At 64.2% G+C, this 15,101-nt stretch carries 15 protein-coding genes; 10 read left to right on the forward strand and 5 right to left on the reverse strand.

The annotated features are described in order from the left end of the window. Positions 1 to 31: 31 nt before the first annotated feature. The 5 genes from OYT95_RS19080 to dnaA form a co-directional block, all read right to left on the reverse strand. Positions 32 to 595 carry a DUF721 family protein gene (locus tag OYT95_RS19080; RefSeq protein WP_328286502.1) on the reverse strand — a complete coding sequence of 188 codons (564 nt, stop codon included), beginning with the start codon at positions 593 to 595 and terminating at the stop codon, positions 32 to 34. Beyond that, positions 585 to 1,817, reverse strand: coding sequence for a DNA replication/repair protein RecF (gene recF / locus OYT95_RS19085; RefSeq protein ID WP_268788683.1), 1,233 nt, complete (start codon positions 1,815 to 1,817; stop codon positions 585 to 587). Before recF ends, OYT95_RS19080 begins: the two co-directional genes overlap by 11 nt. Continuing rightward, positions 1,818 to 2,729: a phosphogluconate dehydrogenase (NAD(+)-dependent, decarboxylating) gene (gene gnd, locus OYT95_RS19090; protein WP_268788684.1), complete on the reverse strand. Its 912-nt coding sequence runs from the start codon at positions 2,727 to 2,729 to the stop codon at positions 1,818 to 1,820. It abuts the gene before it with no gap. 62 nt (positions 2,730 to 2,791) lie between these two features. Next, positions 2,792 to 3,976 carry a DNA polymerase III subunit beta gene (dnaN, locus tag OYT95_RS19095; protein WP_005249107.1) on the reverse strand — a complete coding sequence of 395 codons (1,185 nt, stop codon included), beginning with the start codon at positions 3,974 to 3,976 and terminating at the stop codon, positions 2,792 to 2,794. Between the two features lie 649 nt (positions 3,977 to 4,625). Further along, the gene (gene dnaA, locus OYT95_RS19100; protein WP_037234935.1) at positions 4,626 to 6,212 is read right to left on the reverse strand and encodes a chromosomal replication initiator protein DnaA; all 1,587 of its coding nucleotides are present in this window, start codon (positions 6,210 to 6,212) and stop codon (positions 4,626 to 4,628) included. A 739-nt stretch (positions 6,213 to 6,951) separates the two neighbouring features. Between dnaA and rpmH the strand changes: the two genes are divergently transcribed. The 10 genes from rpmH to OYT95_RS19150 all read left to right on the forward strand — a co-directional run bounded on the left by rpmH (position 6,952) and on the right by OYT95_RS19150 (position 15,095). Then, complete coding sequence (rpmH, locus tag OYT95_RS19105; protein ID WP_005263481.1) at positions 6,952 to 7,095, forward strand: 50S ribosomal protein L34; 144 nt, start codon at positions 6,952 to 6,954, stop codon at positions 7,093 to 7,095. A gap of 27 nt (positions 7,096 to 7,122) precedes the next feature. Further along, a complete protein-coding gene (rnpA, locus tag OYT95_RS19110; RefSeq protein ID WP_005249110.1) occupies positions 7,123 to 7,500 on the forward strand; it encodes a ribonuclease P protein component in 378 nt (125 codons plus the stop codon). Next, positions 7,497 to 7,862, forward strand: a complete 366-nt coding sequence (yidD, locus tag OYT95_RS19115; RefSeq protein WP_268788685.1) for a membrane protein insertion efficiency factor YidD — start codon at positions 7,497 to 7,499, stop codon at positions 7,860 to 7,862. Before rnpA ends, yidD begins: the two co-directional genes overlap by 4 nt. A 4-nt stretch (positions 7,863 to 7,866) precedes the next feature. Beyond that, a complete protein-coding gene (gene yidC, locus OYT95_RS19120; protein ID WP_037234925.1) occupies positions 7,867 to 8,979 on the forward strand; it encodes a membrane protein insertase YidC in 1,113 nt (370 codons plus the stop codon). Positions 8,980 to 8,998: 19 nt separating this feature from the next. Beyond that, the gene (locus OYT95_RS19125; protein ID WP_037234922.1) at positions 8,999 to 9,553 is read left to right on the forward strand and encodes a Jag family protein; all 555 of its coding nucleotides are present in this window, start codon (positions 8,999 to 9,001) and stop codon (positions 9,551 to 9,553) included. 734 nt (positions 9,554 to 10,287) lie between these two features. Beyond that, complete coding sequence (locus tag OYT95_RS19130; protein ID WP_037234919.1) at positions 10,288 to 10,689, forward strand: YybH family protein; 402 nt, start codon at positions 10,288 to 10,290, stop codon at positions 10,687 to 10,689. Positions 10,690 to 11,394: 705 nt separating this feature from the next. Beyond that, positions 11,395 to 12,078, forward strand: coding sequence for a 16S rRNA (guanine(527)-N(7))-methyltransferase RsmG (rsmG, locus tag OYT95_RS19135; RefSeq protein ID WP_005249117.1), 684 nt, complete (start codon positions 11,395 to 11,397; stop codon positions 12,076 to 12,078). A 68-nt stretch (positions 12,079 to 12,146) separates the two neighbouring features. After that, on the forward strand, positions 12,147 to 13,160 hold the full coding sequence (locus OYT95_RS19140; RefSeq protein WP_112300297.1) for a ParA family protein: 1,014 nt from the start codon (positions 12,147 to 12,149) through the stop codon (positions 13,158 to 13,160). Further along, on the forward strand, positions 13,157 to 14,239 hold the full coding sequence (locus OYT95_RS19145) for a ParB/RepB/Spo0J family partition protein (RefSeq protein WP_037234914.1): 1,083 nt from the start codon (positions 13,157 to 13,159) through the stop codon (positions 14,237 to 14,239). The genes OYT95_RS19140 and OYT95_RS19145 overlap by 4 nt, the downstream gene beginning before the upstream one ends. Positions 14,240 to 14,396: 157 nt before the next feature. Then, positions 14,397 to 15,095 carry a hypothetical protein gene (locus OYT95_RS19150; RefSeq protein ID WP_005560833.1) on the forward strand — a complete coding sequence of 233 codons (699 nt, stop codon included), beginning with the start codon at positions 14,397 to 14,399 and terminating at the stop codon, positions 15,093 to 15,095. The last annotated feature ends 6 nt before the right edge of the window (positions 15,096 to 15,101 follow it).

A 15,101-nucleotide genomic window follows, 5' to 3' on the forward strand; every position in this document is an offset into this window, starting at 1 on the left:
ACAAAACCAGGAACCGAACGTCCGCTCCGGCCTATCCGTAGGTGTCCCGGGGGCCGCGCCCCCGGATGTGCCGTTCCCCTTTTCGCCAGCTCGGAGCGGTCGGACCGGTGATCCGCAACGACTTCACGACACCGTCGCCGACGGCCGCGGCGATCTTCGCGAGAATTTGCGACTGCATCATCCGCAGCTGCGTCGCCCAGGCCGTCGACTCCGCGGAGACGCTGAGAATCCCGTCCCGCAGCCCGGTCGGTTCGGCGTGCGCGGCGATGTCCTCACCGACCACCTGTACCCACCGACCGAGGACCGTTCCCTCCGACACCTTGGGCGACCAGCCGCGTTGTTTCGCGATCGCGTTGGTCAGCGCACCGAACGGCTGCGGGTCGCGGTCGTCCGGCCCGGGACCCGACCATCCGCGTCGACGCCGGGCGCGCAGGGCCCGGACACCGGTTCCGGATCGGCGGCCCTGCCCGACGGATTTTCCGCTCGCCTTCGCCGCGGCACGCGCCTCCTCGAGGGCGCGGCGGGCGAGATCGATTCCCTTCACCTCCGGTTCGGGGGCCGCAGCAGGTGCGGTGGGTTCGGGCTCATCCATCACGGCGGTCCTCCGTCTCTTCCACGATGTGCGAGATCCGTCCTCGATCGGTGTCGCGGGCCTCCACACCGAATCGGACGGCGTCGAGTTCCTCCGGAACATCTTCCGGCACCGCCGCCGTGATCAGCACCTGTTCCGCGTCCGACGCGACCTTGGCGAGTGCCCGCCGTCGACGACGGTCGAGTTCGGCGAACACGTCGTCGAGCATGAGGACGGGATCGCTGCCGTCCGAACGCAGCAGTGCAAATCCGGCCAGCCGCAACGACAGCGCGAACGACCACGACTCACCGTGACTCGCGAATCCCTTCGCCGGGGTGTCGCCGAGCTGTAGTTCGAGATCGTCACGATGCGGTCCGACGAGACACACACCCCGCTCGATCTCCTTGGAGCGCATCACGGACAGCTCCTGGAGGAACCGCTCCTCGAGAAACGCGATATCGCCCGCCTCGGGCACTCGAGCCGGTTCGGTGAATTCCGGCGGCAGGGAGGAGCCCAGACTCGAGCGGTAGCGGATGCTCGCGGGCCTCGACTCCGGCGCCAGCGATTGGTACGACTCGGCCAGGTGCGGAGCGAGATCGTGGACGAGGTGAAGCCGCCCGGCGAGCAGCTGCGCGCCGTGTGCGGCGAGATGTCCGTCCCAGACCTCCAGCGTCGCAAGGGCACTCGCGCCGTCCTCGCTCGTCTGGCCGCTGCCGCGCGACACCCGTCGCAATGCGCCGCCTGCCGTCTTGAGCAGCGCTGACCTCTGCCGCAGCACCCGGTCGTAATCGGAGCGCACCGCCGCCATCCGCGGGATACGGGAGGTGAGGAGCTCGTCGAGGTAGCGCCGCCGATCCCCCGGATCCCCGCGGACCAGCGACAGATCCTCCGGCGCGAACAGCACCGTCTGCAGAATTCCGAGAATCTCCCGCGGCCGCCGGGTTGGTGACTGGTTGATCCGCGCCCGGTTGGACTTGCCCTCGTTCAACTCGAGATCGACGGTCAGTTCCCGGCCGGTGTTGACGACGGTCGCCCCGGCGAATGCCTGCCCGGTACCCGTCCGGATCAGCGGGGCGTCCGAGCTGACCCGATGAGACGACAGGGTGGACAGGTAGCCGAGCGCCTCGAGGACGTTCGTCTTGCCGTGACCGTTGGGTCCGACGAAGACGGTGCAGCCCGGACGCAGGGTGAGGCCGAGGGCGTCCCAGGAACGGAAGTCTCTGAGCGAGAGTGCGCGAACGAACACCTACGTTCCAGAACCGGCTTCTGCCTCGCCTGCCGCCTTCTTCACGGCGTGACCACCGAACTGGTTGCGCAGCGCCGAGACGGCCTTCATCGCGGGGGAATCGTCCTGACGGGACGCGAACCGCGCGAACAACGCGGCCGAGATCACCGGTGCGGGCACGGCGTGGTCGATCGCCTCGAGCACAGTCCAGCGGCCCTCACCCGAATCATCTGTGTAGCCGGAGATCTCGGCGAAATCGGGATCCTCACCCAATGCCTTGACGAGCAGCTCCAGCAGCCACGACCGGACGACCGTGCCCTTGGTCCATGCGCGCAGCACTCCGTGGACGTCCGTGACGAGGTCTTCCGCCTCGAGCAGTTCGTAACCCTCGGCGTACGCCTGCATCAGTCCGTACTCGATGCCGTTGTGGATCATCTTCGCGTAGTGCCCGGCACCGATCGGGCCGGCGTGAACGAAGCCGTCCGCACGCTCACCCTCTGGGCGCAGGGCGTCGAAGATCGGCAGCGCCCGCTCGACGTCCGCCTCCGATCCGCCGACCATCAGCCCGTAGCCGTTCTCGAGTCCCCACACCCCGCCGGACACACCGCAGTCGAGGTAGCCGATCCCGTGGGAACCCAGCAGTTCGCCGTGAATTTTGTCGTCGGTGTATCTCGAGTTGCCGCCGTCGATCACCAGGTCACCGGTCTCGAGCACCGACGACAGCTCGGTCACCGTGTCCTGGGTGATCCTTCCCGCAGGAACCATCACCCACACGACTCGCGGAGACTCGAGTCGCTGAGCGAGTTCCGCCAGCGACGCCACATCCGTGACCTCGGGGCGTGGGTCGTAACCGACCACCTCGTGCCCGTGCGCGCGCAACCGCTCGCGCATGTTGAATCCCATCTTTCCGAGCCCGACCAACCCGATCTGCATCGTGATCTCCGTCCACTCGTGAGATTTCGTTCGGCAGTACTGATTTCGCTTCCGCGAAACCGTCAGCCCGGGAGACGCACCGGCATCAGCAGGTAGGTATACGCGCTCTCCGGCGCCGCGAAGTTACCCGAATCGTCGGGCTCGATCTCGTCCTCGGTGGCCGGACGCAGCACCGCGGGGCGGCTGGGGGTCGTGAAGCCGAACAGCACCTGCTCGCTGTGCAGCGAAGACAGGCCGTCGATCAGGTAGCCGGGGTTGAAGGCGATGGTGAGCGGCTCACCCTGGAAGACCGCGTTCAACCCTTCCTCGGCGCGACCTGCATCGTCGCCGCCTGCGGAGAGGAGAAGCCCCTCGGTGGAGAACTGCAGGCGAACCTGCGCGCCACGCTCGGCGACGAGGGCCACACGCTTGATGGCCTCGACGAGCGGAGCGATCTCCACGGTGGCAAGTGCCGTGTGCTCGGACGGCAGCAGCTGCCGGAACTTCGGGAACTCCGCGTCCAGCAGTCGGGTGGTGGTGCGGCGACCGTCGTTGACGATGCCGAGGAGGCCGTCGTTTCCGACCGCCGAACCCGAACCGAGTGCCAGCTCGACCGGCGAAGTAGCATCTCCTGCAAGCGTTTTCGCCGATTCGGAGAGCGTCTTCGCGGGGATGAGGACGGCCGCGGTGGTGTCGGGGTTCGCCGGCGACCACTCGAGTTCACGGACCGCGAGACGGAACCGGTCGGTGGCGGCGAGCACGATCGCGTTGCGTTCGATCTCGACACGGATGCCGGTGAGCATCGGCAGGGTGTCGTCCTTGCCCGCTGCGACAGCCACCTGACTGATCGCTTCGGAGAAGACGTCGGCGGGAATGGAGCCGGTCTGCTGCGGCAACTGCGGAAGCTGGGGATAGTCCTCGACCGGCATGGTGGGCAGGGAGAACTTGGCGCTTCCGCACGTGATCAGCACGCGGGTGCCTTCGAGAGTCACGTCGACCGGCTTGTTGGGAAGCGACTTCGTGATGTCGGCGAGAAGCTTGCCGGAGACGAGGACCTGACCGGCGCTACCGACCTCGGCTGCGACCCGGACCTGGGCCGATACCTCGTAGTCGAATCCGGAAACCGTCAACCCTTGCTCGGTCGCGTCCAGGAGAACACCGCCGAGAACGGGGACAGGAGGCCGCGACGGCAGACTGCGAGCGACCCATGCCACTGAATCAGCGAATTCTTCCCGGGAGACACGAAACTTCAGGCTTCCAAGCTCCATCGCCGGGTTGTTCCTCTCGGTAGGCACGGTTGTTCGCCACGGTCGGGCCGTGACCACAGCACTGCAGTCTTTCACAGAGCGGCGATGCATAACCGTATGCCCTCGAGGACGAAGTTGAAAGCGGAACCGTCGCGTCCTCGAGTCGCCGACCGAGGCCTGTGAACCGATGCTGTCCCCAACCCTGTTTTCAAAGAGGTTTTTATAAGAATTAATGAGAAGTACTATTAGGTCCTGTGGAAACTGTGGACGAAGGCGTGTAGACGCTGGTCCTTCCGCGTCGTCGTATGGGGAATTCTCGAGGACAAACTCGAGGACCGATCCGGCACCCATGTGGACTACTCGAGGTTGTTCAAAGTTCTGCACGTTCTGTCCACAGAGATTCCACCTCATCCCCACACTTATCCACAGGTGTGCATGCTTTATCCCAGGTCCTGGCGTCGGCGTGTTGCACCGGCGTGTCGTGTCGGCGGGGGGTCGCGCGAGCCTCGAGTAGACCCTCGAGCGGCACCTCGAGGACCCGCTCGAGCCAACCCTCGAGGACCGGCTCGAGGAGTCCCTCGAGTTGCCCGCCGGACTGCGTTTCCCCCGAAACGACCCGTGCCCCCGGTAGGCGAGCTACCAGGGGCACAGGAGAGGCAGGGGTCGGCGACTACCTCTTGGAACGCTGCTTGATCCGGGCGGTGAGCTCCTGGACCTGGTCGTAGACCTTCCGCCGCTCCGTCATCTCCTTGCGAATCTTCTTGTCCGCGTACATGACGGTGGTGTGGTCGCGGCCGAACGTCTGCCCGATCTTCGGCAGGGACAGATCGGTGAGCTCGCGGCACAGGTACATCGAGATCTGGCGCGCGGACGCCAGCGGACGTGCCTTGCCGGGGCCGCACAGGTCGTCGATGGACATGTTGAAGTACTCCGCGGTGACCGCCATGATCGTCGCCGCATTGATCTCGAGACTCGACGAGTCCGGCATCAGGTCACGCAGCACCACCTCGGCGAGCGTGAGGTCCAGGGGTTGCCTGTTCAGGGACGCGAACGCCGTCACGCGGATGAGGGCACCCTCGAGTTCCCGGATGTTGCGTTCGATCCGGGAGGCGATCAACTCGAGGACGTCGTCGGGCACCTCGAGCCGGTCCATTCGGGCCTTCTTGCTGAGGATCGCGATGCGGGTCTCGAGTTCGGGTGGCTGAACGTCGGTGATCAGGCCCCATTCGAACCTGGTCCGCAGTCGTTCCTCGAGTGTCGCCAACTGTTTCGGCGGCCGGTCGGACGAGACGACGATCTGCTTGTTCGCGTTGTGCAGGGTGTTGAAGGTGTGGAAGAACTCCTCCTGGATACCTTCCTTGCCCTCGATGAACTGGATGTCGTCGACCAGCAGCACGTCGGTCTCGCGGTAGCGGCGCTTGAACGCCACCTTGCGGTCGTCGCGGAGGCTGTTGATGAAGTCGTTGGTGAATTCCTCGGTGGAGACGTACTTCACCCGCATCCCCGGGAAGAGCCGCTGGGCGTAGTGGCCGGCGGCGTGCAAGAGGTGCGTCTTGCCGAGGCCGGACGCACCCCACACGAACAACGGGTTGTATGCGCGCGCCGGAGCCTCGGCGATGGCGACTGCCGCGGCGTGGGCGAACCGGTTGGACGAGCCGATCACGAACGTGTCGAACGTGTATTTCGCGTTGAGGCTGTTCCCCCCGGTCGCCGACGGTGGAGGGCCCGACGGCGGCTTCGTGAAGTACGACGGCCAGGATTCGTGGACGCTGGCGAGGGCCTCGCGGTCGTCGTCGACTTCCTCGAAGTCCGTCGTGTCGGAGTAGGGCTGATCCTCACCGGAGCCGAAGCGGCGCCTGCGGAACGACCCGGAACTGGTGACGGAAGGCTCGAGGTGGCGAGGAGTGTGGATGGGTTCCGGCTCGGGCCGGTGGTCCCGGCTCGGTGGCTCGGATTCGGGTTCGTCGTCGACCGGGGCCGCGATACGCACACCGAGGCCTTCGACCTGCTCACCGAGATGCCGGCCGAGGGCGTGGAGAATCGGCTCACGGAGATCCCGCTCGATCGCCTCCTGCGCGAAGGGCGACGGAACGGACAGGAGCGCGAAGCCCTGTGCGAGCGTCAGCGGTTTGACGAGCGCCAACCACGCCTTCTGTCCCCTCGTCAGCGGCGGCAGATCGCCGCCGGGCGAATCGGATGTGAGGTCTGCGACGACGTCGATCCAGATCCGTGCGAGCGCATTCGGATCGTCGTTCACGTGGTTCCTCCCCAGTGTGTTCGCGGACTCGGCGCCAGCGGTGCCGAGTCGAGTGTCGGTGCCGTCGTCGAGGTGGAATTTGGAGCTTCCCCGACCTGAGGATGGACCCCGTACGGACCTACGAATATGCCATCTGAACTGTGTTTCCACACAATTATCCACAGATGTGGACAAAGTGCAGACGCCTCCTGTCGAGACGCCGTTGCGTGGCGAGGAGTCCAGATCGAGCGCGCTGACCTGCGCTTATGCATGCGAAACCTGGATGAGTGGGTTCGAGGACCCGGGAAGTGAAGGGTGTCAACAACCCTCGTGGCGATCCGAAGCGGCACACCATCTGTGCCCTGTGGATGAATTGTGGTGAATATGCAGATGAGAACGGTGAAGTCGAGAGCTGGGCACTCGATCAGGGTTCATCGGCGAGACCATGCATAGACGCTAGCAACAGTGTCGGCAAGCTCACAGCGGTTTGGCACATTGGAAGTTGGGGTGCAAGCATTTGTCGATCCTCGGCGTGTCGGTCAACCGATTCGCGGGGGAATCGCAGGTGAGCGAGTTTGACCTGACCGTGAGTGGTAAGTACTCTCGAACAGTCACCCTGTGGTGAGGTGGCGGTTTCGTGCTGGCTCGAGTCCAGTTTCGAAGTCGTTCCATCCCCACCCTGTGGATGAACACCTGAGTTTTCGCCAATGTTAGATCCATGACGCCGGGAGGCGTCGATGAACTTCGAGGAGTGTTGACCGTGGCCAAGGGCAAGCGGACGTTCCAGCCGAACAACCGACGCCGCGCGCGCGTTCACGGCTTCCGTCTTCGTATGCGGACCCGTGCGGGTCGTGCAATCGTTTCGGCGCGTCGCCGTAAGGGCCGCGAATCCCTCACCGCCTGATCCCGACACTGGGTTCGGGAGCTCGGGGTGTTGCCTGAGCCGCACCGATTGCGTCGTCATTCAGATTTTTCGCTGACTGTGCGACGTGGTCGTCGGATGGGAAGACGCGACCTGGTTGTGCACGCATTCGACCGTGCACAGGCAGATGAGCTGGTGAGTAGCGGCGGTCCGCGATTCGGACTGGTTGTGAGTAAGGCTGTCGGGCCGGCGGTGATTCGACATCGAGTCGCACGCCGGCTTCGTCATATCTGCATCGACCTCGTGGACGTGGTTCCACGGGGAACCGATGTGGTGATTCGTGCTCTTCCGGGAGCTGCGACTGCAAGTAGCCGGGACCTGGAGAAGCAACTTCGTGCAGGTCTCCTTCGATTGGACCTTCTTGCGCCCGTGAGTAACTCCGCATGAAAAGCGCACTCCACGAGTCGCGCGCCAACACGGCCGAGGCCACCTCCTCGGCCTCTTCCGCGTGGAAGTCGGTCCGTGCGTTACCGGCGCGCACTCTCATCTTCTTTATCGAGCTCTACCGGACGTATGTGTCGCCCCTGAGGATGCCGACCTGCCGGTTCATGCCGACCTGTAGCGAGTACGCGGTGGAGTCCCTGCGTACCCACGGGGTGATCAAAGGCCTTTTTTTGACGGTGGTTCGGTTGGCGAAGTGTGCCCCCTGGCACCCTGGTGGGTGGGACCCGGTCCCTGCCCGTCACGACCGTCATGCGGGTGGCCGACGTTGCTGTCCGGCGAACGTGGACGAACAGAGGAGTACATAGAGCCGTGCTCGACTTCATTTACTATCCGGTGTCCGGGATCCTGTGGGTCTGGCACAAGGTTTTCGGTGCCATTCCCTTCCTGGGTCCGGACAGCGGTATCACGTGGGCGCTCTCCGTCGTGTTCCTCGTGTTCACGCTGCGTGCCGTGCTGTACAAGCCGTTCGTCAAGCAGGTTCGTACGACGCGTCAGATGCAGGAACTTCAGCCGCAGATCAAGGCGCTGCAGAAGAAGTACTCCGGCGACCGCCAGCGTCAGGCCGTCGAGATGCAGAAGCTCCAGAAGGAGCACGGGTTCAACCCCATCATGGGCTGTCTCCCTGTTCTCGCGCAGGCGCCGGTCTTCATCGGCCTGTTCCACGTGCTTCGCTCGTTCAACCGCACCGGCACCGGTATCGGTCAGCTCGGCATGTCGGTCGAGGCCAACGCGAACACGCCGAACTACTTCTTCAGCGTGGAGGACGTTCAGTCCTTCCTGAGTGCCCGACTGTTCGGTGCACCCATCTCGGCGTGGATCACGATGCCGAAGGCGCAGCTCGACGCGTTCGCTGCGTACGGTCCGATTCCCACCGTGCTGAATATCGCGGTCGTCGCGGTTCCGCTGATGATCATCGCCAGCATCGCGACCCACTTCAACTCGCGTGCGTCCGTTGCGCGGCAGAGCCCTGAGGCCGCCGCCAACCCGCAGTCCGCGATCATGAACAAGCTCGCGCTCTGGGTCTTCCCGCTCGGTGTGCTCGTCGGTGGTCCGTTCCTCCCCATCGCGATCCTTCTGTACTGGGTGAGTAACAACATCTGGACCTACGGGCAGCAGCACATCGTCTTCCGTCGCATCGACCAAGAAGAGGAAGAGAAGAAGCAGGCTGCCATCGCACGCCGGGCGGACAACGCTCCGAAGCCCGGTGCACGTCCCGATCTCACCAAGAAAAAGAAGAAGTCCGCGACCGCAACGGACGGTTCTTCCTCGGCGGACGAGCCGGAGATCGTCGAGGGCGTCGTCGAAGACAGCGCCTCCGATCAGGTGAGTGGTGACGGTTCGGCCGCAGGTACGTCGAAGCCGAAGCCCGGTGCCCGCCCCCAGTCCAACCGCGGAAAGTCCCCCAAGCGCAAGCGGCGCTGATTCAGAAAAGAGAACGAGCATGGCTAGTGAGCCTGACATCGCAGTGGACGGAGATGAGACAGACGTGACTGCACCGACGCAGAACCCGGACACCGAGGTGGATTCCGATTCTGACGACTACCTGATCGAGGAAGGGGAAATCGCCGGCGACTACCTGGAGCAGCTGCTCGACGTACTCGACTTCGACGGCGATATCGACCTGGACGTCGAGGGCGACCGTGCTGTTGTCAGCATCGACGGTGGAGACGATCTCACCAAGTTGGTCGGGCGCAAGGGTGAGGTTCTGGACGCACTTCAGGAACTGACTCGCCTCGCCGTGCAGCAGGCGACGGGTGAACGTAGTCGCCTGATGCTCGACATCGCCGGATGGCGTGCCGGCCGTCGTGCCGAGCTGACCGAGCTGGGTTCCTCGGCTGCGCGCCGCGTACTCGAGAGCGGCGAACGCGAGGAGCTCGCTCCGATGACGCCGTTCGAGCGCAAGATCGTTCACGACGCAGTCGCCAAGGTCGATGGCGTTTCGAGCGAGAGCGAAGGCGCCGAGCCTTCACGTCGCGTGGTCGTCATCAAGGACTGATCCACACAAGCATCACGTAGGCGGGGCTCCCGGATTCATCTCCGGGAGCCCCGTCTTTTTCTCTATCCGTATGCCGTGATTCGTCACTTTGGCTTCGTTTCGTTTCACGTGAAACACCAACCCCTCCCCTCCCCCACCGAGAGGTCGAGTGTCGGCCGATCACGATGCCCCCGTAGTTTGCCGATCCCCGGTCCGGATTCGTAGTCGCTCGAGGACTGGATCGGCACCTCGGTATCGATCCGGCCGGCAGGCGCGCATGCGTGCCTCCAGGTTTTCCGTGGTGCGCGTCGATGATCCATTTGGCTCGGGGTCGGCGGGCTTGCAGTTCAGGACATTCGCCCCGACGCTGCAGTGGCAGTGGTGGGTCTCGGCCTGGTGGTGCGTCAGTCCGATCGCGCCCTCGTCGTCCCGGACCCATACTCCCGGAGCGGAGATCACAGTTTTCAGTGTCCGCTTGCACGTGAATCCGTCGGTGCATTGTGGTGAAGCGATGATTGATCCTCCCGTACTCCCGGCGCGGCCCACTGCTGAAGTCGTGAAGACGAGTGCTGGATCCACCTACGCCCTCGGCGCCGCCGATCCGGCGATAGTCACCGAACGATCTGGGAGTGTTCGCGATGTCCTGAGACATACGATTCACGCGAGGCTGCGTCGACGCGATGAGTTTGGATCCCGCTCGAAGTCCACATCATCGAGGGGACCGAACCGGTGCCGTCGAGTGGATGGAGTGAACGATGAGCGAAGACGAACAGAAGATTCGGAACCTGATCGAACGCTGGGCGCAGGCCGTGCACGATGGCGACATGGCAGGGGTTCTGGCGAACCACTCCGATGACATCGTGATGTTCGACGTGCCACCGCCATTCGAGGGTGCTCGCGGAATCGATGCGTATCGCGAGACATGGCCGCCGTTCTTCGAATGGCAATCGATGGGTGCCCGATTCGAGATGGTGTCGTTGGATGTGACGGCCGGCGAAGACGTTGCGTTTGCCCATGCCCTCCTCCGCTGTGGAATGGAAGCGGAACTCGCCGACAATCCAGAGAATCGACTCCGCCTCACAGTGGGGTTGCGGAAGGAAGATGGTCGGTGGCTCGTCGCTCACGAGCACCACTCTTTCCCGGACACTACTGTCTGACGCATGGCGGATTCGGAGTCTCCGGACCGTCGTTCTCGAGCGTTTTCGAAGCAATTTAGGTTGTAGTTTCACCCACCCAACCACACCCGGGAGTTTCGTCACTGTGATGATTTAGAGATCAGGGTTGAGTCGAGTGGAGCTGCCGAGAAGGTAGCGTCGGGCAGGCGCGGACGGCTGCTTCCCCTTGGGGAGGTTCGACGCGATTGTCATTCGCTGGAAGCTTGCGCCCGCGTGCTCCGGAAGGCTGCCGCTGATGCGCGGACGGGGTTGCGGCGACCTCGGTCTGTTCCACGTGAAACCACGATGGTTGTTCCACGTGAAACTGCCCGCGACAAACGCGATGAAGTTCGGACAAGTCTCGCGTGCCAAACTCGCGCCGACCGCACCGAGTGGGCCCCCCGGTACTCCGCGCACCGTGATCAGTGCGGGCATACCGGGACCAAGGATTTAACCGGCCGGGTCTATCGGCACTCTCGAGTTCTGTCCTGCACGAGTTCGCCTGTTCCACGTGAAACATCCGCGGAGGATCTCCCCGCTGTCGATCATCAGCGACGGCGAACGACCCAACCCCTCCCCTCCCCCACCGGAAGGGGGTGCGGCTCGACACTGTTCCGGCGTTGCGCGTTCGAGTTAAGGGACATAGTCGCGAGCGAGGGCGGATAATAAAGAAACTGTGTTTGTTGATTTCGCGTTATTCGCGGGAGGATGTTTCACGTGGAACCGAATGGTGGAGAGCCGGCCGAATGGGACGAACAAGCGGCGGCACGCCAGGTGTTCGGTGAACGATTCGATATTGCGGAGCGCTACTACAAGTCGTTGGCGACCGACGGTGTCGAGCGGGGGTTGATCGGACCGCGAGAGGTTCCGCGACTCTGGGAACGTCACCTCCTCAATTGTGCCGTCGTCGGTGAGTTGATCGCCGAGGGCGAGTCGGTCGTCGACGTCGGAAGCGGTGCCGGGTTGCCCGGTATCCCTCTCGCTATCGCCCGTCCCGATCTCCGGATCACGTTGGTGGAGCCGCTGCTGCGACGGTCGGTGTACCTCGCCGAGTTCGTCGAGTCGAATGGTCTGGACGTGCTCGTGGTGCGGGGCCGCGCCGAGGAGTCGGGTGTGGTGAAGGAAGCGGGTGGTGCCGACGTCGTCACTTCCCGCGCGGTGGCACCGCTGGAGAAATTGGCCAAGTGGTCGCTGCCGCTGATCCACGAGCATGGGAGAATGCTCGCATTGAAAGGTTCGAGCGCCGCCGAAGAGATTTCCCGTGATCGCGCTTCCCTGACTCGGTTGGGTGCTGGCAAGCTGGATATCGTGGAATGCGGAGTGGGCCTGCTTCCTGTCCCCACCGTTGTCGTTCGGGCAGAACGTGTACCGAAACGCCGTCAGCGTCGATGACGATGTGCACGGTGACCAGGGAGTGAGTATGTCGAGTAACGAGCGATTCCCAATCGAAGGAGTAGTCAATGTCGGGTGGGCCTGAATCCGCCGTTTCACGTGAAACAGCTTCACGTGAAACCGACCATCAATCCGACCAGGCGACGAGCTCCGGGAACGGAGACGACGGATTCACGGCCCCCTACAACGGAATCTCCGTCGAGGAGACTCCGATCGGTGCGGCCGCGCACCGCGCAAGTCAGGTGCTGCACCCCCACTCGGTGAGCCTGCCGAAGCCACCCGAACGGCGAATCCTCACGATCGCCAATCAGAAGGGTGGCGTCGGCAAGACCACGAGCGCGGTCAACCTTGCATCCGCCCTCGCGGTACAGGGGCTCACCGTTCTGGTGATCGACCTCGACCCGCAGGGTAATGCCAGCACCGCGTTGGGCGTCGCCCACCACTCCGGTGTGCCATCCAGCTATGAGCTTCTCCTCGGCGAGGTGACCGCTGCGGAAGCCATCCAGAAGAGCCCGCACAACGACCGGCTGTTCTGCATTCCGGCCACGATCGACCTCGCCGGCGCCGAGATCGAATTGGTCTCCATGGTCGCCCGCGAGGGGCGGCTGAAGGGCGCGCTCTCGGAGAAGGCTCTCGGCGAGGTCGATGCCGACTTCATCCTGATCGACTGCCCGCCCTCACTCGGACTGCTCACGGTGAACGCGATGGTCGCGGCCAAGGAAGTGCTGATTCCGATCCAGTGCGAGTACTACGCCCTCGAGGGTGTGGGACAGCTGCTGCGGAATATCGAACTGGTGCAGGCGCACCTCAACCCGGACCTCCACGTGTCGACGGTCCTTCTCACGATGTACGACGGTCGAACCAAGTTGGCCGACCAGGTGGCCGAAGAGGTTCGCACCCACTTCGGTGACGCCGTGCTCCGCGCTGTCATTCCCCGCAGCGTCAAGGTGTCCGAAGCTCCCGGGTACGGGATGACCGTGCTCGACTACGACCCCGGTTCGCGGGGAGCCATGAGTTACCTCGACGCGGGACGTGAACTCGCAGCACGCACCGCACACATCACGAAGCAGGAGCAGCGATGAGTCAGACGCGTAAGGGTGGACTTGGCCGTGGACTGGCTGCGCTCATTCCTACGGGACCGACCACGACGGGACCGGGGCTGGGCAACGCCGCCGCCGACGTTGTGATCGGTGCGGACCGGCGCAACGTACTGACCGCTCCCGCACCCGACTCTTCGGACTCTGCGACCGAGAAGAAGACCGCTCCCGCGTCCACGGGAAACAACGGAGGGAGCAACGGCGCCGACGGCGCATCCGGGAACGGTGCTCAACCCCTCCCCTCCCCCACCGGAGCGGTGTACCGGGAGATCGCTCCCGACCTGATCGAGCGGAACCCCAAGCAGCCGCGTCAGGTGTTCGACGACGACGCTCTCGCCGAGCTCGTCCACTCGATCCGCGAGTTCGGGCTGATGCAGCCGATCGTGGTGCGGCCGCTCGACGACGGCAAGTTCCAGCTCGTCATGGGCGAGCGTCGGTGGCGTGCCAGCCAGGAAGCCGAGCTGGAGACGATCCCGGCGATCGTCCGCGAGACCGGCGACGACGCCATGCTCCGCGACGCGCTCCTGGAGAACATCCACCGCGTCCAGCTGAACCCTCTCGAAGAGGCGGCGGCGTATCAGCAGTTGCTCGAAGAGTTCGAGGTGACCCACGAGGAACTGGCGGCGAAGATCGGCCGCTCGCGTCCCGTCGTGACGAACATGATCCGACTGCTGAAGTTGCCGATTCCCGTGCAACGACGCGTCGCGGCGGGTGTGCTGTCCGCCGGTCACGCTCGCGCCCTGCTGTCGCTCGAGGCCGGGGCCGACGCGCAAGAGGTGATGGCGGCACGCATCGTCGCGGAGGGAATGTCCGTTCGCGCGACGGAGGAGGCGGTGACGCTCGCCAACCGCAGCGACGACCAGGCGGCGCAGCCCGCCCAGCGTCGCAAGCCGATCCAGATGCCGGGCCTGCAGGACGTCGCGGAGCGGCTGTCGGATTCGTTCGACACGAGGGTCACGGTCAGCCTCGGCAAGCGCAAGGGCAAGATTGTGGTCGAGTTCGGTTCGGTGGACGATCTTCAGAGGATTGTTGGGATGATGGAGGCACAGAAGGCCGATTCATGAGCGCCTGAGAGAGGTAGAAGTACCCGCGGGTGATCCGTCACTGTGACAGTGGCCGCTGACGGACCGACTCCAGCAGAACTATCGGGGGCGAAAAACATTGAATACCAGAGGATGTCGAATGATCTGCGGTAGTGACATATGGAGGCTGAGCTAGCCAGTGTCGACTCACGTCACATCGCTCACTCTCGACGGCTTGGACAAGCTCTCCGCCCACGCTCGTCGCTGTGTCTTCTGGGAAATGGATCCCGCGGCCATCCACAGTTCGCGCGGATTCTGCGACCAGGAATTCGAGAAGGAAGCCTGGCTCTCCATGGTCATGCTCGAATGGGGATCGTGCGGCCAGGTTGCCGTCATGGACGGGAAGCCGGTCGGCAGCGCCCTCTACGCTCCCCCACGGACCGTGCCGCGCGCGCAGCTTCTCCCGACCGCTCCGGTCGGTGCCGACGCCGTCCTGCTCACCAGCCTTCGGCTCGAGCCTGCCGGGGAAGAACAGAATCTGGGAACCACGTTGATCCAAGCCGTGGTGGCCGATCTGGTGCGCCGCGGTGTTCGCGCGCTCGAGGCGTTCGGTATCCGCAACACCGACGGAACCGGGCCGATCGACACACATGGGATGGCGTCAGCCACAGCAGCGCGCGAGTGCTCCCCGGAGGAGTGCATGATCCCGGCCGATTTCCTCGAGGACAACGGCTTCGAGATCGTCGCGCCCCATCATCGGTTCCCCCGCCTACGGCTCGAGCTGAACCGGGATCACGGGTGGAAGGAAGACGTCGAGGCTGCCTTGGAGCGTCTGATCCACACCGCGACGGTGAGCATGGTCGACATCGGGGAGCGCACACCTGTCGGTGCGCACTGAGCGTTC

Source organism: Rhodococcus sp. JS3073, from assembly GCF_026810085.1.
In the GTDB taxonomy this organism is placed as follows: Bacteria; Actinomycetota; Actinomycetes; order Mycobacteriales; family Mycobacteriaceae; genus Rhodococcus_F; species Rhodococcus_F wratislaviensis.

Coding starts and splice junctions, on each gene's coding strand:
- gnd (WP_268788684.1), bottom strand. CDS start 2,729: ATGCAGATCGGGTTGGTCGGGCTCGGAAAGATGGGATTCAACATGCGC.
- dnaN (WP_005249107.1), bottom strand. CDS start 3,976: ATGGAGCTTGGAAGCCTGAAGTTTCGTGTCTCCCGGGAAGAATTCGCT.
- yidD (WP_268788685.1), top strand. CDS start 7,497: ATGAAAAGCGCACTCCACGAGTCGCGCGCCAACACGGCCGAGGCCACC.
- OYT95_RS19125 (WP_037234922.1), top strand. CDS start 8,999: ATGGCTAGTGAGCCTGACATCGCAGTGGACGGAGATGAGACAGACGTG.
- OYT95_RS19130 (WP_037234919.1), top strand. CDS start 10,288: ATGAGCGAAGACGAACAGAAGATTCGGAACCTGATCGAACGCTGGGCG.
- rsmG (WP_005249117.1), top strand. CDS start 11,395: ATGTTTCACGTGGAACCGAATGGTGGAGAGCCGGCCGAATGGGACGAA.
- OYT95_RS19140 (WP_112300297.1), top strand. CDS start 12,147: ATGTCGGGTGGGCCTGAATCCGCCGTTTCACGTGAAACAGCTTCACGT.
- OYT95_RS19145 (WP_037234914.1), top strand. CDS start 13,157: ATGAGTCAGACGCGTAAGGGTGGACTTGGCCGTGGACTGGCTGCGCTC.